The organism is Pantoea sp. Mb-10 (genome assembly GCF_021272205.1).
In the GTDB taxonomy this organism is placed as follows: domain Bacteria; phylum Pseudomonadota; class Gammaproteobacteria; order Enterobacterales; family Enterobacteriaceae; genus Pantoea.
In genome coordinates, this window is record NZ_JAJSDX010000004.1 from 399,669 (window position 1) to 421,017 (window position 21,349).

Genomic DNA, 21,349 nt, shown 5'->3' on the forward strand with positions numbered 1-21,349 from the left:
CCGATAATCTGATGAGTGACTATAAATCTACCCTGAATTTGCCGGAAACGGGGTTCCCAATGCGTGGCGACCTGGCCAAACGCGAACCGGGAATGCTGCAACGTTGGTATGATGACAACCTGTACGGCATCATCCGCGAAGCCAAAAAAGGGAAAAAAACCTTTATTTTGCATGATGGCCCTCCCTATGCGAACGGCAGCATTCATATTGGTCACTCCGTTAATAAAATTCTGAAAGACATTATCGTTAAGTCGAAAGGCATGGCGGGCTTTGACTCGCCTTATGTGCCGGGTTGGGACTGCCATGGCTTGCCGATCGAACACAAAGTTGAGCAGATGATCGGTAAGCCCGGCGAGAAAGTGAGCGCCGCGGAGTTCCGCGAGGCATGCCGTAACTACGCGGCAGAGCAGGTTGAAGGCCAGAAAAAGGACTTTATCCGCTTGGGCGTGCTGGGTGACTGGCAGCGTCCCTACCTCACCATGGATTTCACCACCGAAGCCAACATCATTCGCGCGCTGGGGAAAATCATTGGCAATGGGCACCTGCACAAAGGCGCCAAGCCCGTGCACTGGTGCATGGACTGCCGTTCGGCGCTGGCCGAAGCGGAAGTTGAATATTACGACAAAACCTCGCCCTCCATTGATGTGATGTTCAATGCGGTGGATGCGGATGCCGTGCGCGCGAAATTTGGCGTTGCGTCCTCAGAAGGGCCGGTGGCGCTGGTCATCTGGACCACCACGCCGTGGACCCTGCCGGCCAACCGGGGCATCTCACTTCACCCCGAGTTTGACTATCAGCTGCTGCAACTCGACGGGCGCAGCGTGATCCTCGCGAAAGATCTGGTTGAGAGCGTGATGAAGCGCGCCGGTGTTAGCGACTGGACCGTGCTCGGTGAGTGCAAAGGCGCAGCGCTTGAGCTGCAGCTGTTCCAGCATCCTTTCCTCGAGCAGATTCAGTCCAAAGTGGTGTTGGGCGAGCACGTGACCCTCGATGCCGGTACCGGTGCGGTGCACACGGCGCCTGGCCACGGTCCGGACGATTATGTGATCGGCCAAAAGTACGGTCTGGAAACCGCCAATCCGGTGGGGCCAGACGGCGCTTACCTGCCGGGGACGTACCCCACGCTGGATGGCGTAAACGTATTCAAAGCCAACGACAAGGTCGTTGAGCTGCTGAAAGAAAAGGGCGCGCTGCTGCACGTTGAAAAGCTGCTGCACAGCTATCCGCACTGCTGGCGCCACAAGACGCCAATTATCTTCCGTGCCACGCCACAGTGGTTCATCAGCATGGACCAAAAGGGACTGCGCGCGCAGTCGCTGAAAGAGATCAAAGGCGTGCAGTGGATCCCAGACTGGGGCCAGGCGCGCATTGAATCCATGGTCGCTAACCGTCCAGACTGGTGCATTTCGCGTCAGCGTACCTGGGGCGTACCGATGGCGCTGTTCGTCCATAAAGAGACCGAGCAGCTGCATCCCGATACGCTGGAACTGATGGAGAAAGTCGCGCAGCGCGTCGAGCAGGACGGCATTCAGGCGTGGTGGGATCTTGACCCGCGCGATCTGATGGGCGACGACGCCGATCGCTATGTCAAAGTGCCCGATACGCTTGATGTATGGTTCGATTCCGGCTCAACCAGCTACGCCGTGGTCGATGCCCGCCCTGAGTTTGCCGGGCACGCGCCGGATATGTATCTGGAAGGTTCGGATCAGCACCGCGGCTGGTTTATGTCCTCGCTGATGATCTCTACCGCGATGAAGGGCAAAGCGCCTTATCGTCAGGTACTGACCCATGGCTTCACCGTGGACGGTCAGGGCCGCAAAATGTCGAAATCCATCGGCAATACCGTGGCACCGCAGGATGTGATGGACAAACTGGGCGCCGACATTCTGCGCCTGTGGGTGGCCTCAACTGACTATTCCGGCGAGATGGCGGTGTCGGATGAAATTCTCAAACGCGCAGCGGACAGCTATCGTCGCATCCGCAACACCGCGCGTTTCTTGCTGGCAAACCTGGCGGGCTTCAACCCGGCCACCGATTGCGTTCAGCCGGATGACATGGTGGTGGTGGACCGCTGGGCAGTCGGGCGTGCGCTGGCGGCGCAGCAAGATATCATTACCTCTTACGAGCACTACGACTTCCACGAAGTGGTGCAGCGCCTGATGCACTTCTGCTCCATTGAGATGGGCTCGTTCTATCTGGATGTGATCAAAGATCGTCAGTACACGGCAAAAGGCGATAGCCTGGCGCGTCGCAGCTGCCAGACCGCGCTGTGGCACATTGCAGAAGCGCTGGTTCGCTGGATGGCGCCGATCATGTCCTTTACCGCTGATGAAATTTGGGGCTACCTGCCGGGCGACCGCGCCAAGTATGTGTTCACCGAAGAGTGGTACACCGGCCTGTTCGGTCTTGCCGACAACGAAGCGCTGAATGATGCTTACTGGGAAACGCTGCTGAAAGTGCGTGGCGAAGTGAACAAAGTGATCGAGCAGGCGCGCAGCGACAAGCGCATCGGCGGTGCACTTGAGGCCAACGTCACCCTCTACGCCGACGCAGAGCTGGCGGCGAAGCTGCAGGCCCTTGGCGATGAACTGCGCTTCGTTCTGCTGACTTCCGGCGCCAGCGTGGCGGATTACGCGCTGGCCAGCGAAGAGGCGCAGCAAAGCGAGCTGTTGAAAGGGCTGAAAGTGGCGCTGCATAAAGCCGCCGGTGAGAAGTGCCCGCGCTGCTGGCACTACACCACCGATGTGGGGCAGAACCCGGAGCACGCAGCGGTGTGTGGACGGTGCTATACCAACGTCGCCGGCGACGGTGAAACGCGGAAATTTGCCTGATGAATAAACTGTTTTCAACCGGCTTGCGCTGGATATGGCTGGTGCTGGTGGTGATCGCCATCGATTTCGCCAGCAAGCAGTGGGTCATGAACAATATGCAGCTGCACGAAACGCAGCCGCTGATGCCGTTCCTGAATCTGTTCTATGCGCACAACTACGGTGCAGCGTTCAGCTTTCTGGCGGACAAAGGCGGCTGGCAGCGCTGGTTCTTTGCGGGCATAGCAGTAGCGATTGTGGTGTCGCTGCTGGCGATGATGTACCGCAACGATGCGCGTCACAAGCTCACCAATATCGCTTATGCGCTGATCATTGGCGGGGCGCTGGGCAATTTGTTCGATCGCGCTTATCACGGCTTTGTGGTGGACTTTATCGACTTCTACGTCGGTAATTGGCACTTTGCCACCTTTAACATCGCCGACTGCGGCATTTGCATTGGGGCCGCGCTCATCGTGCTGGAAGGTTTCCTGAGCCCTAAAAGCAAACAGGCCACTCCCAAGGTTTAAAGAGAAAGGGTAATCAATGACAGACTTAGTTCAGCGCGACAGCGCGTTGCTGGTGCATTTTATTCTCAAGCTGGAAGATGGCTCAACGGCCGAATCCACGCGCGCCAACGGCAAACCAGCGCTGTTCCGTCTGGGAGATGGCAGCCTGTCAGCCGCGCTTGAGCAGGAATTACTCGGTCGCCAGGCCGGCGATAAGCATACCTTTACCCTGGCGCCAGAAGATGCGTTTGGTGCCAGTAGCCCAGACCTGATTCAGTACTTCTCGCGCCGTGATTTCATCGACGCCGGTGAGCCGGAAGTCGGGGCGATTATGCTATTCAGCGGCATGGGCGGCAGTGAAATGCCCGGCGTGATCCGCGAAGTCTCCGGCGATTCAATCACCGTGGACTTCAACCATCCGCTGGCCGGTCAGCGCATTCAATTTGAGATTGAAGTGCTGGAAATCGATCCGGTCCTGGAGGCAAACGATGCAAATTCTGTTAGCTAACCCGCGCGGCTTTTGCGCGGGCGTCGACCGTGCGATCAGCATTGTTGAGCGCGCGCTGGAGATGTACGGCGCCCCTATCTACGTCCGACACGAAGTGGTGCACAACCGCTATGTGGTCAACGGCCTGCGTGAACGCGGTGCGATCTTCATCGAAGAGATCAGTGAAGTGCCGGACAACGCCATTTTGATCTTCTCGGCGCACGGCGTCTCTCAGGCAGTGCGCGCCGAAGCAAAATCGCGCAATCTGACGATGTTATTTGATGCCACCTGCCCGCTGGTGACCAAAGTGCATATGGAAGTGGCGCGTGCCAGTCGCAAAGGCGTGGAGGCTATCCTTATCGGCCATGCCGGGCATCCTGAAGTGGAAGGCACCATGGGGCAGTACAACAACCCCGCTGGCGGCATGTATTTGGTGGAATCACCGGAAGATGTGTTCAAGCTCAACGTTAAAGACGAGAGCAATCTCTGTTTTATGACGCAAACCACGCTCTCCGTTGACGACACCTCCGATGTGATTGACGCGCTGCGTCAGCGCTTCCCGGCGATCGTGGGGCCGCGCAAAGATGACATCTGCTATGCCACGACTAACCGTCAGGAAGCCGTTCGCGTGCTGGCGCGCGATGCGGATGTGGTGCTGGTCGTAGGATCAAAAAACTCATCAAACTCTAACCGGTTGGCCGAACTGGCCCAGCGCGCGGGCAAACTTGCCAAGCTGATTGACTCCGCGGACGATATCCAGGAAGAGTGGGTTAAAGATCGCGCAACCATTGGCGTGACGGCCGGTGCCTCGGCGCCGGATATTCTGGTGCAGCAGGTGGTTGAGCGCTTGCGCGAACTCGGCGGCGAAGCAGCGGTTGAGCTTATTGGTCGGGAAGAGAATATTGTGTTCGAAGTGCCCAAAGAGCTGCGCGTTGACGTACGCAACGTTCAGTAACCGAACGACAAACAAAAAAGACCGACGCTGTTCGGTCTTTTTTTTGCCTGGCGTCCGCGTACTTGCCGGGCGGACATTGCTTTTACTGATGATCTTGGGCGGCGAGTACAAAATTCTAATTATGGCTTTTTTAAGGTGGCGTGAGGGTTATCTGACCGTTAACCTGTTCACGTGCATGCATAGTTTTGTATCAGGAATGAATAAATATGAGTGAGATCCGCGTAGCTATCGTGGGTGCCCCTGGCCGTATGGGGCGTAATTTGATCCAGGCCGTTCACGAAGCAGAAGGCGTGGTGCTGGGGGCGGCGCTGGCACGAGAAGGTTCCTCCCTGCTGGGTGCGGATGCTGGTGAAATGGCGGGCGTAGGCAATATTGGCGTCGCGATAACCGATGATTTGCTGAAGGTGGTCGAACACTTTGATGTGTTAATCGATTTTACGCGCCCCGAGGGCACGTTAGCTTACCTGGCATTTTGTCGCGCGCACGGTAAGGCGATGGTGATTGGCACCACCGGTTTTGATGAGGCGGGGAAAGCCGCCATTCAGGCGGCCTCGCAAGAGATCGGCATCGTGTTCGCAGCAAACTTTAGCGTGGGGGTTAACCTGGTGCTCAATTTGCTGCAGCAGGCCGCCAAAGTCATGGGCGACTATGCGGATATCGAGATCGTGGAAGCGCACCACCGCCATAAAGTCGATGCACCGTCCGGGACGGCCTTGGCCATGGGGGAAGCGATTGCAGACGCCATGGAATGGAAGTTGGACGATCACGCCGTCTATGCCCGTGAGGGCCATACCGGCGAGCGCAAGTCTCATACCATAGGGTTTGCCACCGTGCGCGCGGGTGACATCGTGGGCGAGCATACAGCGATGTTTGCGGACATTGGCGAGCGCGTAGAGATCACCCACAAAGCTACCAGCCGTATGACCTTTGCAAAAGGGGCGGTTAAAGCGGCGTTATGGGTTAAGTGTAAAGAAAACGGGCTTTTTAATATGCGTGATGTGCTGGATTTGCCGGTTTAACCTGTGTTGTGAACCATCGTGATGTGGTTATTTCAATCAGCAATACATTGATTGAAAAGGGCAATATTATTATTGCCCTTTATTTTGTCCTAAAAGTAGCAGGGAGCATTAAAAAATAAGGTGAGTTGCGCGTTTTATTGTTTTTACCCTGCGTTTTTCCTGTCGCAAACGCAAATTTTGACCATTTGGTCAAAAATATCCTCCGGTTGGCGCACTGCGGCGGTTGATTTCATCAGGCAACCGTTTAATTGACTGAGTTATTGCGATCTTTTACTGGTTTTCGACAAGTTTTATCTCCAGTGACGTATAAAACCTAAAAAAATAGCCCTAAAGTGTAGACTTTCACCAGGGTGATCATTAGAATGCGCGCAATTTGCCAAAAATCGAGCAGTCAGGCGGTTTTTACGTTGATTCAGACGTCTGTTTTGAATTAATATGCAGATATTGTGACTGTTTATTCCCTGGAGGATGTTTTGATTAAGTCAGCGCTCTTGGTTCTGGAAGACGGAACCCAATTCCACGGTCGGGCCATAGGGGCAACGGGGTCGGCAGTGGGTGAGGTCGTTTTCAACACGTCAATGACCGGTTATCAAGAAATTCTCACTGATCCTTCCTATTCCCGCCAGATCGTTACTCTCACTTATCCCCATATCGGCAATGTTGGCGTCAACCGCGCTGATGAAGAATCCAGCCAAATCCATGCGCAAGGGCTCGTTATCCGCGATTTACCGCTGATTACCAGCAACTTCCGCAGCGAAGAGAGTTTGTCAGCGTATTTGCAGCGCAATAATATTGTCGGCATTGCGGATATCGATACCCGCAAACTGACCCGTCTGCTGCGCGAGAAAGGCGCGCAGAGCGGCTGCATCATCGCGGGCGATAACCCGGATGCGGCGCTGGCGTTGCAAAAAGCGCAGGCGTTCCCCGGTTTGAAGGGCATGGATCTGGCCAAAGAAGTCACGACCGCAGAGACCTACCGTTGGCAGCAAGGCAGCTGGACGCTGGCAAACGATCTGCCTGAGCAACAAACGGCAGAAGCGCTGCCTTATCATGTTGTGGCTTACGATTACGGCGCGAAGCGTAACATCCTGCGCATGCTGGTGGATCGCGGCTGCCGCCTGACGGTGGTGCCTGCGAAAACCCCGGCGGAAGAAGTGCTGGCCATGAATCCAGACGGTATCTTCCTGTCCAACGGACCCGGTGACCCGGAGCCGTGTGATTACGCGATTCAGGCTATTCAAACCTTCTTGACCACCGACATTCCGGTATTTGGTATCTGCCTGGGTCATCAGCTGCTGGCGCTGGCGAGCGGTGCCAAGACGGTGAAAATGAAATTAGGCCACCACGGCGGCAACCATCCGGTGAAAGATCTCGACAATAACACGGTGATGATCACCGCGCAGAACCACGGTTTCGCAGTGGATGATGCTCAACTGCCTGCCAATCTGCGCGTCACGCATGTGTCGCTGTTCGACCAAACGGTGCAGGGTATTCACCGCACCGATAAACCGGCTTTCAGCTTCCAGGGACACCCCGAAGCGAGCCCAGGCCCGCACGATGCGGCGCCACTGTTCGATCACTTTATCGAACTGATTGAAGCCTACCGTTCAAACGCGAAGTAATCAGGAGCCCACGATGCCAAAACGTACTGACATAAAATCTATCCTGATCCTTGGCGCTGGCCCGATTGTGATTGGCCAGGCATGTGAATTTGACTACTCCGGCGCGCAGGCGTGCAAAGCGCTGCGTGAGGAGGGATACCGCGTCATTCTGGTGAACTCCAACCCGGCGACCATCATGACCGACCCGGAAATGGCGGATGCCACCTACATTGAGCCTATCCACTGGGAAGTGGTACGCAAAATCATCGAAAAAGAGCGTCCGGATGCCGTTCTGCCGACCATGGGTGGACAAACGGCGCTGAACTGTGCGCTGGAGCTTGAGCGCCAGGGCGTGCTGGAAGAGTTTGGTGTAACCATGATCGGCGCCACCGCTGATGCCATCGATAAAGCCGAAGATCGTCGTCGCTTTGACGTGGCGATGAAGAGCATTGGTCTCGATACCGCGCGCTCCGGCATTGCCCATAGCATGGAAGAGGCGCTGCAGGTGGCGGAAGACGTTGGCTTCCCCTGCATCATTCGTCCATCCTTTACCATGGGCGGCACCGGCGGGGGTATCGCCTACAACCGTGAAGAGTTTGAAGAGATCTGCGAACGCGGTCTCGACCTGTCGCCCACCAATGAGCTGCTGATTGACGAGTCGCTGATTGGCTGGAAAGAGTATGAGATGGAAGTGGTACGCGACAAAAATGACAACTGCATTATTGTCTGCTCCATTGAAAACTTCGATGCCATGGGCATTCATACCGGTGACTCTATTACGGTAGCACCCGCGCAGACGCTGACTGATAAAGAGTACCAGATCATGCGTAACGCCTCGTTGGCGGTGCTGCGTGAAATCGGCGTGGAAACGGGCGGCTCGAACGTGCAGTTTTCGGTCAACCCAAAAGATGGTCGCCTGATCGTTATTGAAATGAACCCGCGCGTGTCACGTTCGTCGGCGCTGGCATCGAAAGCGACTGGCTTCCCGATTGCAAAAGTCGCGGCCAAGCTGGCGGTAGGCTTCACGCTTGATGAACTGATGAATGACATCACCGGCGGCCGCACGCCGGCGTCCTTTGAGCCGTCTATCGACTACGTTGTCACCAAGATCCCTCGCTTTAACTTTGAAAAATTCGCCGGCGCGAACGATCGCCTCACCACGCAAATGAAATCCGTGGGTGAAGTCATGGCGATTGGTCGTACCTTCCAGGAGTCGATGCAGAAAGCGCTGCGCGGCCTGGAAGTGGGTGCCAACGGATTCGATCCAAAAGTTGATCTGGATGACGCAGAAGCGTTAACCCGCATCCGTCGCGAGCTGAAAGATGCGGGCTCTGACCGCATTTGGTACATCGCCGATGCGTTCCGCGCGGGCATGTCAGTGGATGGCGTCTTCAATCTGACCAATGTCGATCGCTGGTTCCTGGTTCAGATTGAAGAGCTGGTGCGTCTGGAAGAGCAGGTGGCACGTGAAGGCGTCAATGGCCTGAATGCCGAGTTCTTGCGCGCGCTGAAACGTAAAGGTTTCGCCGATTCCCGCCTGGCGGCGCTGGCCGGCGTAGCCGAAAGTGAAATTCGCAAGCTGCGTCACCAGTTTAACCTGCATCCGGTGTACAAGCGCGTGGACACCTGTGCGGCAGAGTTTGCCACCGACACGGCCTACATGTACTCCACCTATGAAGAAGAGTGCGAATCGAATCCAAGCCAGGGCCGTGACAAAATCATGGTGTTGGGCGGCGGTCCAAACCGTATCGGCCAAGGCATTGAGTTTGATTACTGCTGCGTGCACGCCGCGCTGGCGCTGCGTGAAGACGGTTACGAGACCATCATGGTCAACTGTAACCCAGAAACCGTTTCCACCGATTACGATACCTCTGACCGCCTCTACTTTGAACCTGTGACGCTGGAAGATGTGCTGGAAATCGTGCGCATCGAACAGCCTAAAGGGGTGATTGTGCAATACGGCGGTCAAACGCCGCTGAAGCTGGCGCGTGCGCTGGAAGCGGCCGGTGTGCCGGTGATCGGCACCAGCCCGGACGCGATTGACCGTGCGGAAGACCGCGAACGCTTCCAGCAGGCCGTTGAACGTCTGAGCCTGAAACAGCCGGCCAACGCCACGGTGACCACGCTGGAACAGGCGGTGGAAAAAGCCGTCGCCATCGGTTATCCGCTGGTGGTGCGTCCTTCCTATGTGCTGGGCGGTCGCGCCATGGAGATCGTCTATGACGAAATCGACCTGAAACGCTACTTCCAGAACGCCGTCTCGGTGTCCAACGATGCGCCGGTGCTGCTGGATCGCTTCCTGGACGATGCCGTTGAGGTGGATGTTGACGCCATTTGCGACGGCGAGCGCGTGCTGATTGGCGGTATTATGGAGCACATCGAACAAGCCGGCGTACACTCAGGTGACTCCGCCTGTTCACTGCCCGCCTACACGCTGAGCACGGACATTCAGAACGTGATGCGTCAGCAGGTTGAAAAACTCGCCTTTGAGCTGAACGTGCGCGGGTTGATGAACGTGCAGTTTGCGGTGAAGGACAACGAAGTTTACCTGATTGAGGTGAACCCGCGCGCCGCGCGTACCGTGCCATTTGTCTCGAAAGCCACCGGTGTGCCGCTGGCCAAGGTGGCCGCACGCGTGATGGCCGGTAAAACCCTGGCCGAGCAGGGCGTGACGGAAGAAGTTATCCCGCCGTATTACTCGGTAAAAGAAGTGGTGCTGCCGTTCAACAAGTTCCAGGGCGTCGATCCGATTCTGGGGCCAGAAATGCGCTCCACCGGCGAAGTCATGGGCGTGGGCCGTACCTTTGCGGAAGCCTTCGCGAAAGCGATGCTGGGCGCGCAAAGCAACATGAAAAAAACCGGTCGTGCGCTGCTGTCAGTGCGTGAGGGCGATAAGAAGCGTATCGTCGACCTCGCGGCGAAGCTGCAGAAGTTTGGCTTTGAGCTGGATGCGACCCACGGCACCGCCGTGGTGCTGGGCGAAGCCGGCATCAATCCGCGCTTGGTGAACAAAGTGCACGAAGGCCGTCCGCATATCCAGGATCGCCTGAAGAACGGTGAATATACCTATATCGTGAACACCACGGCGGGACGTCAGGCGATTGAGGATTCCAAGCTGATTCGCCGCAGCGCGCTGCAGTATAAAGTGCACTACGACACTACCCTGAATGGTGGCTTTGCTACTGCCATGGCGCTTAACGCGGATCCCACGGAAAAAGTCATTTCCGTGCAGGAGATGCACGCGCAGATAAAATAACGTCTGCAACAAGCGGTGATTACGTCTCTCAGCGGCGCCTAAGTGCGCCGCTTTTTTTATCGATTTAACTTATGGTTAGCGTTTAAGACAGTGAAAGTAGTAATTTGACATAAGGTTTGTCTAATCATGCGGTAAAACGCATTTTTAGGAATATTCGCACAAATTTATAAACGTATCCCCGTCAGTCACCCCTTACTATCTCGCTCGCTCATGAAAAGAGCGTTTACCTTATCGGGATATAAAAATGAAAATGCGTGCTTTCACTCTTTGCGCGGTCGCCGCGTTACTCGCCGCTGCGCCGCTTGCCAGCCAGGCGGAAATTACCTTGTTAAAACAAGATCCCCAGGCGGGCGATCCACTTAGTCGGCTGACATTCAAAGTGGGCGGCAGTATCCGTCCACAATTTCTGCATCAAAACGGCGTCAACGACAAGTCGTATAAACGCAACGGCTACGACGGCGGCACCCGTTTCCGCTTTGGCGCAGATTATGCGTTGTTTGACGACGTAAGCTGGGTGAGCTATTACGAGCTGGGCGTAAATATTCCCGCCCAGTTCAACTGGGATCACCACTATGCCACCACTGACCGCGACACCACCCGCCGTCAGCTTTATACCGGTTTCAAAAGTAAAACCTGGGGCCAGCTGACGTTCGGCCAGCAAAACAGCGTCTTCTATGATGTGGTGGGTGCCAAAACCGACATCTGGGATTACGACATGAAAGCCCAGGGCTCGGGCGTGGGGATCAACGGCGATTACGATGGCACCTACCGTTCACGTAAAATGCTTAAATATAAGAACAGTTTCGGCGATGCAGATGTCTATGCTGCCTATCTGTTTGAGGACAATGCGCTGCTGCAGCGCGGTAATAACCTGCGCTATCAGCGTAAGGGCGGTGGCTCGCTTGGCGTGGACTACCACCTTGCGCACGATCTGACCTGGGGCACCGCGTGGAACTTCACCCGCGCGACGATGCGCAACAACGCCAGCGGCGACAGCAAAGATTACAACCAAAACATTTATGGCACGGCGCTGAGCTGGACACCGGATAGCTGGACGCTTTCAGCGGGCGCAGGCTGGTATCAGAACTTTGCGCCAACCGGCATTAAAAATGCCAACACTTATTTTGCTGACGATGCATGGGGCGTTGAGTACTTCGCGGGCTATAAATTCCCGGTGGGGCACTATGCGGTGAAATCGGTGCAGCCTTACGTCATGGGCGACCGACTGGAGTTCGTCAATGGCCGTAACTACAAGCGCATTGATAACGGCGTCGGCGTCAGTGCGCAGCTCGACTACGGTTTCCGTGTGGATTACGAATACGTGATTACCTCCAGCACCGATAAGTCTCTGGGCAACGTCAACCTGGTTCGCCTGCGCTACGATTTCTAAGGGCTTAGCCAACGGCCCCTGCGGGGGTCATTGGTTTCTTTACATTTGATTGCCGCGACCTCCCGATTGACCCCTGAATTGTGCCGTGACCTGGGCTAAGGATGGCGGCTCTTTCCAGCCTTGTCTTAAATACTGGAGTAATACTCTGCCGTGCCGCAAAAATGCGGTGGCAAAGGTGCTTTACGTAAATAGCGCGGTCGCCCTATCGACGAAACTTTCGCCTTTCCGTATGATGGCGCCAATTTTTTCCTGTAGGTCTTTAAACATGATTAGTCTGATCGCGGCACTGGCTGCGGATCGCATTATTGGTATGGAAAATGCCATGCCATGGAACCTGTCCGCGGATTTGGCATGGTTCAAGCGTAATACGCTGAACAAGCCCGTTATTATGGGGCGTTTGACCTTTGAATCCATTGGTCGCCCGCTGCCTGGACGACTCAATATTGTGGTCAGCCGTCAGCCAGGTACCCATGAGGGAGTGACCTGGGCCACGTCCCTGGAAGAAGCGATCGCGATCGCGGGCGATGCGCAAGAGATCATGGTGATTGGTGGCGGTCGCATTTACGAACAGATGCTGGCGCGCGCCGATCGCCTCTATCTGACGCATATCGACGCTGAAGTTGAGGGCGACACGCAGTTCCCCGATTATGAGCCGGATGAGTGGCAGTCGACCTTCAGCGAGTTTCACGATGCCGACGCGCAGAACTCACACAGCTATTGCTTTGAGATCCTGGATCGCCGCACGGAGTCTGGGGTGTAAGCATGCCGATAAAAAAGCCCCGCTAATCCGCGGGGCTTTTTTTTAGGAAGCGGTATCGTCAAGCGGCGACGAGGCGGTCGCGACAGGCTCGGCCAGTGCCGGCTCGCGGTTTGAGGTTTGCGTGAAGTATTCACCGCTTTCCCAATGGAGCAGGGTGAGCGTGCCGCCCCAGCAGCAACCGGTATCCAGCCCGATAACGTGCGGTGGCGTGCCTTTGCCCTCTAGCGATGCCCAGTGACCAAACACCTGCGTATAGTCAGGGCCAATTTTGCCCGGCACAGAGAACCAGGGTTTAAGCGGCGGCGGGGCGTCTGCGGGTGACTCTTTGCAGATCATATCCAGCTGACCATTGGGGAAGCAGAAGCGCATGCGCGTGAGTGCGTTAGTACTGAAGCGCAGGCGGGCTAATCCGGTGAGTTCGGGTGTCCAGTTATTGGGCATGTCACCGTACATCGCGTCCAGAAACAGCGGATAGCTGTCGCTGGCCAGCACGGCCTCGACTTCGCGGGCGCACATTTTTGCAGTATCGAGATCCCACTGCGGCGTAATGCCTGCATGGGCCATCAGCAGTTTTTTCTCTTCGTCCACCTGCAGCAGCGGCTGGCGGCGCAGCCAGTTAATTAAATCATCGGCATCATCCGCTTCCAGCAGCGGCGTGAGCCGATCTTTAGGCTTGTTACGGCTGATACCAGCGTACACGGCCAGCAGATGGAGATCGTGATTGCCTAATACCATGCGTACGCTGCTACCCAGCGACTTGACGTAGCGCAGCACGTCAAGCGATCCGGGGCCACGTGCGACCAGATCGCCCGTTAACCAGAGCGTATCCTGCTGGGGATCAAAGTTAACCTGCGCCAGCAGAGCGCGTAGCTCGTCATAACAGCCATGAACATCGCCAATCAGGTATGTACTCATTCGATCGTCCGATAAAACGCGCCGCCCGGACAGACCGGGCGGAGGAGAATTAATGTATGTGGGTATTGATGGCCAGCCGAAAGACCGGTATCTCGACGTGGAAGGTTTCGCCCTGTTCGTCGATCATCACGTAGTGACCTTGCATGGTGCCCATCGGCGTTTCAAGAACGGCGCCGCTGGTATACTGAAACTCACCGCCGGCCGCGATGTGCGGTTGCTCGCCGACAACGCCTTCACCTTGCACCTCGGTTTCGCGCCCGTTGCCATTGGTAATCAGCCAGTAGCGGCTGAGCAACTGCACGTTGGCGCGGCCAATGTTGCGCAAGGTAATGGTGTAGGCAAACACGTACCGTTCGTCTTCCGGGGAAGATTGTGACGCCACATACTGACTCTGTACATGAACACACACGCGGGCCAGGTCACTCATTCGCTTAGCTCTCCGGGGTTGCAGCCTGATGATTGCCTAACCAGTTTGCCAGTTCGCAATACTGCGCCACCGTAACGTTTTCGGCACGGAGCGAGGCATCAATGTTCAGTTCATCCAGCGCGCCAGCCGTAAACATATGGGCCAGACTGTTACGCAGGGTTTTACGCCGCTTGCCAAACGCTTCTGTAGTAATGCGACTCAGCAAGCGAATATCGCTGACCGGATACGGTGCCTGTGTATAAGGCACCAGACGCACCACGGCAGAGTCCACCTTAGGCGGTGGCGTAAAGGAGTGTGGCGGCACTTCCAGTACCGGGATCACCTGACAGTAATACTGTGCCATGACGCTTAGGCGGCCATAAGCTTTGCTGCCCGGGCCGGCAACCAGACGATTGACCACCTCTTTTTGCAGCATGAAGTGCATGTCTTTAATCGACCCAGTATAGCTGAAAAGATGAAACATCAGCGGGGTCGAGATGTTGTAAGGCAAGTTGCCGAAGACGCGCAGCGGCTGACCTTTTTCCTGCGCCAGCGCAGCAAAATCAAAGGTCATCGCATCCTGCTGGAAAATGGTCAGCTTGGGTCCGAGAAACGGATGGGTCTGCAAACGCGCGGCAAGATCGCGGTCCAGTTCAACAACGGTCAGCGCATCAAGGCGCTCACCCACGGGCTCGGTTAATGCACCGAGACCGGGGCCGATCTCCACCAGCGCTTCTCCTTTTTGTGGATGGATAGCGGAGACGATGCTGTCGATAATGTATTGATCGTTCAGGAAGTTCTGCCCGAAACGTTTGCGGGCATAGTGCCCCTGATGGACGCGATTATTCATTACTGCTCTTGATCATAGTGATGGCGAGGTTAAGCGCCGTGATAAAGCTGCCGGGTTCTGCCTGACCCAGACCGGCTAATGACAGCGCGGTACCGTGGTCAACAGACGTGCGGATAAAAGGCAGGCCCAGCGTGATATTTACCGCGCGGCCGAATCCCTGAAATTTCAGAACCGGTAAGCCCTGGTCATGGTACATCGCCAGGACAGCGTCGGCATGCTGAAGATATTTGGGCTGGAACAGCGTATCGGCCGGTAATGGCCCGGTTAATTGCACGCCCTGCTGACGCAACGCGTCAAGGGCAGGGATGATAGTGTCAATTTCCTCACGGCCCATATGGCCGCCTTCGCCCGCGTGTGGATTAAGACCGCAGACGAAAATGTGGGGATGCGCGATGCCAAATTTTTGCTGGAGATCGTGATGTAGAAGGGTAATGACCTCATGCAGACATTCACGGGTAATCGCCGCAGACACATCTTTAAGCGGCAGATGCGTGGTGGCAAGCGCAACGCGCAGCGCTTCGGTCGCCAGCATCATCACCACCCGATGCCCGCCAGCGCGATCGGCGAAAAATTCGGTATGTCCGGTAAAGGCGATGCCGGCGTCATTGATGACGCCTTTATGCACCGGACCGGTAATCAACGCGGCAAATTCCTGCTGCAGACACCCATCACAGGCACGCGCCAGCGTGTCCAGCACATAGTGCGCATTGGCAACATTAAGTTCACCCGGGCGCACAGCGTGAGGGGCGTCGATTTGCAACAATGTTAAGGTGCCGGCTTGCTGCGGTTTGGGCGTTGATCCTGGCTGATAAGTGTGTAACGTCAGCGGTAAACCCAGCTGAGCAGCGCGAGCTTCAAGCATCGCGCCATCGGCGCACACCACCAGTTCAACGGGCCAGTTCTGCTGCGCCAGCTGAACGGTGAGGTCGGGACCAATCCCGGCGGGTTCGCCGGGAGTGATCGCCACGCGATAACTATTGACCATTGTTATCCAGAATCTTCACGTAGGCACTGGCGCGCTGCTCCTGCATCCAGGTCTGTGCTTCTTCCGCAAACTTGCGGTTAAACAGCAGGCGATACGCGCGCTCTTTCTGAGCCGCATCGGTTTTATCAACCTGACGGGTATCTAACAGCTGAATCAAATGCCAGCCAAAGGAGGAGTGCACAGGGGCACTAACCTGGCCTTTTTGCAGCTTGAGCAAGGCATCGCGGAAAGCAGGATCGTAGATTTCCGGCGTTGCCCAGCCAAGATCGCCACCCTGATTCGCGGAGCCCGGATCGTCAGAGAACTGCTTAGCGGCCGCCGCAAACGTGGTTTTGCCACTCTTGATATCCGCAGCAATTTGTTCAATTTTGGCACGGGCCTGGTCGTCACTGAGAATCGGCGACGGCTTAAGCAGAATGTGGCGGGCATGCACTTCGGTGACGGAGATGTTTTTGCTCTCGCCGCGCAGATCGTTCACTTTCAGAATGTGGAAGCCCACACCGGAGCGAATGGGGCCAACAATGTCGCCTTTCTTCGCCGTGCTCAGCGCCTGCGAGAACAGGGTAGGCAACTCTTCGATTTTCGCCCAGCCCATGTTTCCGCCTTTGAGCGCCTGCGGATCCGCAGAGTAGGTTACCGCCATTTTGCCGAAGTCCGCGCCATTTTTCAGCTCGCCAACCAGCTTGCGCGCCAGCGCTTCCTGATCGTCAACCTGCTGCTGCGTCGGGTTTTCAGACAGCGGCAGCAGAATTTGGCTGACGTTAAGTTCGGTTCCCTTGGTGTTCTGTGCGCCAATCTGCGTGGCTAACGTATCCACTTCCTGCGGAAGAATCGTGACGCGGCGACGCACTTCGTTATTGCGCACTTCTGCAATCATCATCTCTTTACGAATCTGCGTGCGGTAGTCGCTGTAGTTCATGCCATCGTAAGCCAGACGGCTACGCAGCTGATCCCGCGTCATATGGTTTTGCGCCGCGATGTTCTGAATAGCCTCATCAAGCTGTTGATCGGTAACCTGTAATCCCGCTTTTTCACCCATTTGCAGGATGATGTTATCCATGATCTGGCGTTCAAGGATTTGATGACGGAGCGTTTTGTCATCTGGAAGCTGCTGACCAGCCTGCTTCGCCTGTGATTTCACCGTGCGCAGCATGTTATCAACGTCACTTTCCAGCACCACGCCGTTGTTCACGACGGCGGCAACTTTATCAACCACCTGAGGGGCTGCGAACGCAGTGTTAGCGGCGACCGCCACACCAAGAATCAGCATTCTCCAGTTCTTCATACTTTATCCATTGTTGTTTCCGCACTGCGGGAGAGCCTGTCAAACATCACAACATCAGAAAGCGCGCTGGTAAGGGATGATGCCCCCGCGCAGCATTTTGTCGGTACCCAAGCCATAGTTAGAACTCAGACCACGCAGCTCAATGTTGAATGAGATTTGGTTGTCATACTTACTGTCGTTGTTTTCCCAACCGTTGATCTTACGTTCGTAACCCAGACGAATAGCGTAGCAGCAGGAGCTGTACTGCAGGCCAACCAGCTGATCGGCCGGGCGGCTGTTGCGCGTATCGTAATAGTACGCGCCCACCAGGGACCAGGCGTCAGCAATGGGCCAGCTGGCGGTGGTACCCACCTGCGAAATCCCCTTTTCATAAATAGGGTTGGTCAGCAAGCTGGTGTTATTCAGCGCCTGTGCCACATATTCCGGGCTGCTGTAGCGATAGCTCAGCTGCACCATGCGATCCTGGTCCTGACGCCACTCCAGCACGGCGTTGCCCTGCGAGACGTTATCAAGGCGCGTATCGTATTGCAGCCCGCCGCGCGCAGACCAATTGTCGCTGATTTTCCAGTAGGAGTCGCCGGCCCACACCAGGCTGCCCGTGTCATCTTCTTTATTCGTCTGGTTTACACCGGTACGAGACGGGGTAAACGAGTAGATTTGACCCACAGAAACGTTAAAACGTTCAACCAGATCGTTATCATAAATGCGCGTAGTGACGCCGGAAGCGACTTCGTTCGCCGACGCGATGCGATCCAGGCCGCTGTAAGTGCGATCGCGGAACAGGCCGGTATAGTCGGTTTGCAGCAGCGTAGAGTCATACGGATAAATATTGCTCTGGTCCCGGTAGGGAATGTAGAGATACTGTACGCGCGGCTCCAGCGTCTGGGTATAGCCCGGCTGCCAGTCCATATCGCGATCGAACACCAGGCGACCGTCCACTTTAAACTGCGGCAGCGTGCGGTTAACGGTGCTATCGAGCGGATTGGTTGGGGCGGCTACACCCCCCACTTGGCCGTTGTTGTAGCGATCGATATTGTCTTGCTGATAGTGCGTGGCCAGCAGCTTGGCTTCAGTGTCTAAGCTGGCCCAGCCGTTCGACAGCGGCAGATCCAGGGTGGGTTCAATGTGCAGGCGCGTTGCTTCTGGCATCCGGCTGTTAACGTTAGTGAACTTCACCGCCTGGCCGTAAATGCGACCGTCAAACGGGCCAATATCATTCTGGTAAAGATTGACGTCAAGCTGCGGCTGCGCACGGTAAACGTTGCTGGTGGTGGTATCACCAAACACCTGGAAATCTTTACTGGAGAGCGTGGCGTCCCAGTTGGTGTCCGCATAGCCTACGCTGAATTTTTGTGTCGCGTAGCCATCGGTTGAGCTGTAATACTTCGAATAGAGATCGTTGAAGTAGTACGGATCGCTGACCTTGGTGTAGTTGGCGTTGAAGCGCCAGTGGCTTTCATACACGCCAGCGTGCTGCCAGTAGAACAACCAGCGGTCATCGCTGCTGTCTTTCTGGGCCAGCGGGCGGGCGGCCTTGTCTTTGTTATACTGGTTATCTGACGGCAGGTAGTCGAATTCCATCAGGCCGGCACCAAACACCGTCAGGTAGCGGAATTCGTTTTCCAGCTGCATGCCGCGTTTGCTCATATAGTGCGGCGTAATCGTGGCATCCGCCTGCGGCGCGATGTTCCAGTAGTAAGGCAGAATAAATTCGAAGCCGTTGCTGCTGCCGTATTTGGCATTGGGGATCAGGAAGCCGGAGCGACGGCGATCGCCAATAGGCAGCTGCAGGTAAGGGCTGTAGAACACCGGGACGCTGCCGAGCTTAAAGCGCGCGTTCCAGATCTCCGCCACTTCTTCCTGGCGGTCCTGGATCACTTCCGAACCCACCACGCTCCAGCTGTTGTAGCCAGGCAAACACGACGTAAAGCTGCCGTTTTCAAGAATGGTATAGCGGTTTTCACCGCGCAGCTTCATTTGATCGGCGGTACCGCGCCCCTGACGATCCACCATCTGGTAATCACCGTTCCAGACGTTGGTGTCTTTGGTATTCAGATTCGACCAGGCTTTAGGACCTTTCAAGATGACCTGATTGTCATCGTAGTGCACATTACCCAGCGCATCGACGGTGCGCACCGGGGTGGTTTGCCCCTCTTTTTGGCGCTGATGCAGCTGGACTTCGTCGGCGAGCATGCGGCTATTGCCCTGCTGAACATCAACGTTTCCGGTGAACACCGCGTCATCCGGATAGTTCCCTTTGGCTGAGTCAGAGTTAATGGTGACGGGCAGTGAATTGGCATCACCATTGACCACGGGACGGTTATAGCTCGGTACGCCCAGCATACATTGCGACATGAGATCGTCGGCGAGCGAATGCTGACTGTAAAGCGCTGCACCAATCATGGTAGCCAGCAGGGTAGGTATACGTTTTTTCATACGCGGTTTCGAAAATTCCATGAAAACGGGCATCATGCCGACAATCCGGTCAGAGACTAACTTACTGCCCGGCGTTCCGCCAGTGTTAATCCTTTTACGACCGCGCTGCCGTTAGGCGCTGAGATAAATGACAGGTATGATAATGCAATTTTCAGCCGCAAGCATGGCGAATTGAGGAGTTTATGCGCTACTGGGGAAAAGTTATCGGTCTGGCTCTCGGCATTCTTTCCGGGGCTGGCTTTTGGGGCATTGTGATTGGTCTGGTCATTGGTCATCTGTTTGATAAAGCGCGCAGCGTAAAAGGGCAGGGCTATTTTGCCAACCAGCAGGCGCGTCAGAGCCTGTTTTTCCGCACCACCTTTGAGATCATGGGACATTTAACCAAATCCAAGGGGCGCGTAACCGAGGCGGATATTCAGACCGCTTCTTTATTAATGGACCGCGTTCAGCTGCACGGTGAAGCACGCGCGGCTGCACAGCGCGCTTTTCGCGACGGGAAACAGAGCGATTATCCGCTGCGCAGCAAGCTGCGCGAGTTGCGTAGCGCCTGTTTTGGTCGCTACGACCTGATTCGCGTGTTCCTGGAGATCCAAATCCACGCGGCGTATGCGGACGGTTCTTTGCACCCCAACGAGCGCCAGGTGCTGTATGTGATTGCGGAAGAGTTGGGCATTTCGCGCGCGCAGTTCGATCAGTTCCTGCGCATGATGGAAGGCGGTCAGCAATTTGGCGGCGGCTATCAGGGCGGTGCCTACCAGCAAACGCGTCGCGGCCCCACGCTGGACGACGCCTGTAGCGTGCTGGGCGTGAAAAGCAGCGATGACAGCACCACCATCAAACGTGCCTACCGCAAGCTCATGAGCGAGCATCACCCCGACAAGCTGGTGGCAAAAGGACTGCCGCCAGAGATGATGGAGATGGCCAAGCAAAAAGCGCAGGAGATTCAGGCGGCCTACGATCTGATCCGCAAAGAGAAAGGCTTTAAGTAAGGCGGAAACGGGCGGCGCCTGGGTGGCGCCGCGCGATTAAAAGTCCGCAGGCTGACGGAACGTCATGCTGTTACCAAATGCCGGATGCGTCAGAGTGAGCGACTCCGCGTGCAGCTGTAGGCGCGGCGCCAGCAGCCGTGCCTCTTCCGGCGCGTAAAAGTTGTCGCCCAGGATCGGGTGCCCCAGCGCCAGCAAATGCACGCGCAGCTGGTGCGAGCGCCCGGTGATCGGCTTCAGCAGGACGCGTGCGCTGTTGCCCGCTTCCTGTTCCAGCACCTGATACTCGGTTTGCGCCGGTTTACCGTGCTCGAAACTCACCATTTGCTTGGGGCGATTTGGCCAGTCGCAGATCAGCGGCAAATCAATCACGCCTTCTGCCGCCGACGGGTGTCCCCAGACGCGCGCGACATAGACTTTAGACGGCTCGCGCTCGCGAAATTGCCGCTTCAACTCCCGTTCCGCGGCTTTATTGAGCGCAACCACAATCACCCCGCTGGTGGCCATATCCAGACGATGTACCGACTCTGCCTGCGGAAAATCACGCTGGATGCGCGTCATCACGCTGTCCTTGTGCTCCGCCAGACGTCCCGGTACCGACAGCAATCCGCTCGGCTTATTCACCACCATGATGTGCGCATCCTGATACAGGATATGTAACCACGGCTCACGGGGAGGATTGTAAGGTTCCATCAGCATGTTATT

17 protein-coding genes are annotated in these 21,349 nt (G+C 56.1%); 10 read left to right on the top strand and 7 right to left on the bottom strand.

Annotated features, from left to right (window positions below; translation table 11 throughout):
- The first annotated feature begins 11 nt into the window (after positions 1-11).
- The 9 genes from ileS to folA all read left to right on the top strand — a co-directional run bounded on the left by ileS (position 12) and on the right by folA (position 12,781).
- Complete coding sequence (gene ileS, locus LU196_RS10685) at positions 12-2,831, top strand: isoleucine--tRNA ligase (protein ID WP_232759263.1); 2,820 nt, start codon at positions 12-14, stop codon at positions 2,829-2,831.
- On the top strand, positions 2,831-3,334 hold the full coding sequence (gene lspA, locus LU196_RS10690) for a signal peptidase II (RefSeq protein WP_232759264.1): 504 nt from the start codon (positions 2,831-2,833) through the stop codon (positions 3,332-3,334). Before ileS ends, lspA begins: the two co-directional genes overlap by 1 nt.
- A 16-nt stretch (positions 3,335-3,350) precedes the next feature.
- Complete coding sequence (gene fkpB / locus LU196_RS10695) at positions 3,351-3,821, top strand: FKBP-type peptidyl-prolyl cis-trans isomerase (protein WP_232759265.1); 471 nt, start codon at positions 3,351-3,353, stop codon at positions 3,819-3,821.
- Entirely contained in the window at positions 3,802-4,755 is a 954-nt protein-coding gene (gene ispH / locus LU196_RS10700; protein ID WP_232759266.1) for a 4-hydroxy-3-methylbut-2-enyl diphosphate reductase, read from the top strand. The genes fkpB and ispH overlap by 20 nt, the downstream gene beginning before the upstream one ends.
- A gap of 206 nt (positions 4,756-4,961) precedes the next feature.
- A complete protein-coding gene (dapB, locus tag LU196_RS10705; RefSeq protein ID WP_232759267.1) occupies positions 4,962-5,774 on the top strand; it encodes a 4-hydroxy-tetrahydrodipicolinate reductase in 813 nt (270 codons plus the stop codon).
- A 473-nt stretch (positions 5,775-6,247) separates the two neighbouring features.
- Positions 6,248-7,396: a glutamine-hydrolyzing carbamoyl-phosphate synthase small subunit gene (gene carA, locus LU196_RS10710; RefSeq protein WP_232759268.1), complete on the top strand. Its 1,149-nt coding sequence runs from the start codon at positions 6,248-6,250 to the stop codon at positions 7,394-7,396.
- A 13-nt stretch (positions 7,397-7,409) separates the two neighbouring features.
- Positions 7,410-10,631, top strand: a complete 3,222-nt coding sequence (gene carB, locus LU196_RS10715; protein ID WP_232759269.1) for a carbamoyl-phosphate synthase large subunit — start codon at positions 7,410-7,412, stop codon at positions 10,629-10,631.
- A 244-nt stretch (positions 10,632-10,875) separates the two neighbouring features.
- A complete protein-coding gene (locus tag LU196_RS10720; protein ID WP_232759270.1) occupies positions 10,876-12,021 on the top strand; it encodes a porin in 1,146 nt (381 codons plus the stop codon).
- A 265-nt stretch (positions 12,022-12,286) separates the two neighbouring features.
- Positions 12,287-12,781 carry a type 3 dihydrofolate reductase gene (folA, locus tag LU196_RS10725; protein ID WP_232759271.1) on the top strand — a complete coding sequence of 165 codons (495 nt, stop codon included), beginning with the start codon at positions 12,287-12,289 and terminating at the stop codon, positions 12,779-12,781.
- Between the two features lie 42 nt (positions 12,782-12,823).
- Here folA and apaH read toward each other — a convergent pair whose 3' ends face one another.
- The 6 genes from apaH to lptD are packed head-to-tail and all read right to left on the bottom strand — an operon-like array spanning position 12,824 to position 19,658.
- The gene (gene apaH / locus LU196_RS10730) at positions 12,824-13,696 is read right to left on the bottom strand and encodes a bis(5'-nucleosyl)-tetraphosphatase (symmetrical) ApaH (RefSeq protein WP_232759272.1); all 873 of its coding nucleotides are present in this window, start codon (positions 13,694-13,696) and stop codon (positions 12,824-12,826) included.
- Between the two features lie 49 nt (positions 13,697-13,745).
- Positions 13,746-14,123, bottom strand: coding sequence for a Co2+/Mg2+ efflux protein ApaG (gene apaG, locus LU196_RS10735; RefSeq protein WP_232759273.1), 378 nt, complete (start codon positions 14,121-14,123; stop codon positions 13,746-13,748).
- A 4-nt stretch (positions 14,124-14,127) separates the two neighbouring features.
- Positions 14,128-14,952 (bottom strand): 16S rRNA (adenine(1518)-N(6)/adenine(1519)-N(6))-dimethyltransferase RsmA, encoded by an 825-nt coding sequence (gene rsmA / locus LU196_RS10740; RefSeq protein WP_232759274.1) that lies wholly within the window; start codon positions 14,950-14,952, stop codon positions 14,128-14,130.
- The gene (gene pdxA / locus LU196_RS10745) at positions 14,945-15,937 is read right to left on the bottom strand and encodes a 4-hydroxythreonine-4-phosphate dehydrogenase PdxA (protein WP_232759275.1); all 993 of its coding nucleotides are present in this window, start codon (positions 15,935-15,937) and stop codon (positions 14,945-14,947) included. The genes rsmA and pdxA overlap by 8 nt, the downstream gene beginning before the upstream one ends.
- Entirely contained in the window at positions 15,927-17,222 is a 1,296-nt protein-coding gene (surA, locus tag LU196_RS10750; RefSeq protein ID WP_232759276.1) for a peptidylprolyl isomerase SurA, read from the bottom strand. The genes pdxA and surA overlap by 11 nt, the downstream gene beginning before the upstream one ends.
- A 54-nt stretch (positions 17,223-17,276) precedes the next feature.
- Positions 17,277-19,658, bottom strand: a complete 2,382-nt coding sequence (lptD, locus tag LU196_RS10755; RefSeq protein ID WP_232759277.1) for an LPS assembly protein LptD — start codon at positions 19,656-19,658, stop codon at positions 17,277-17,279.
- A 182-nt stretch (positions 19,659-19,840) separates the two neighbouring features.
- Between lptD and djlA the strand changes: the two genes are divergently transcribed.
- Positions 19,841-20,647, top strand: a complete 807-nt coding sequence (gene djlA, locus LU196_RS10760; RefSeq protein WP_232759278.1) for a co-chaperone DjlA — start codon at positions 19,841-19,843, stop codon at positions 20,645-20,647.
- A 36-nt stretch (positions 20,648-20,683) separates the two neighbouring features.
- Here the strand turns inward: djlA and rluA are convergent, their stop codons facing one another.
- Positions 20,684-21,343, bottom strand: a complete 660-nt coding sequence (gene rluA, locus LU196_RS10765; RefSeq protein WP_232759279.1) for a bifunctional tRNA pseudouridine(32) synthase/23S rRNA pseudouridine(746) synthase RluA — start codon at positions 21,341-21,343, stop codon at positions 20,684-20,686.
- Positions 21,344-21,349: the final 6 nt, after the last annotated feature.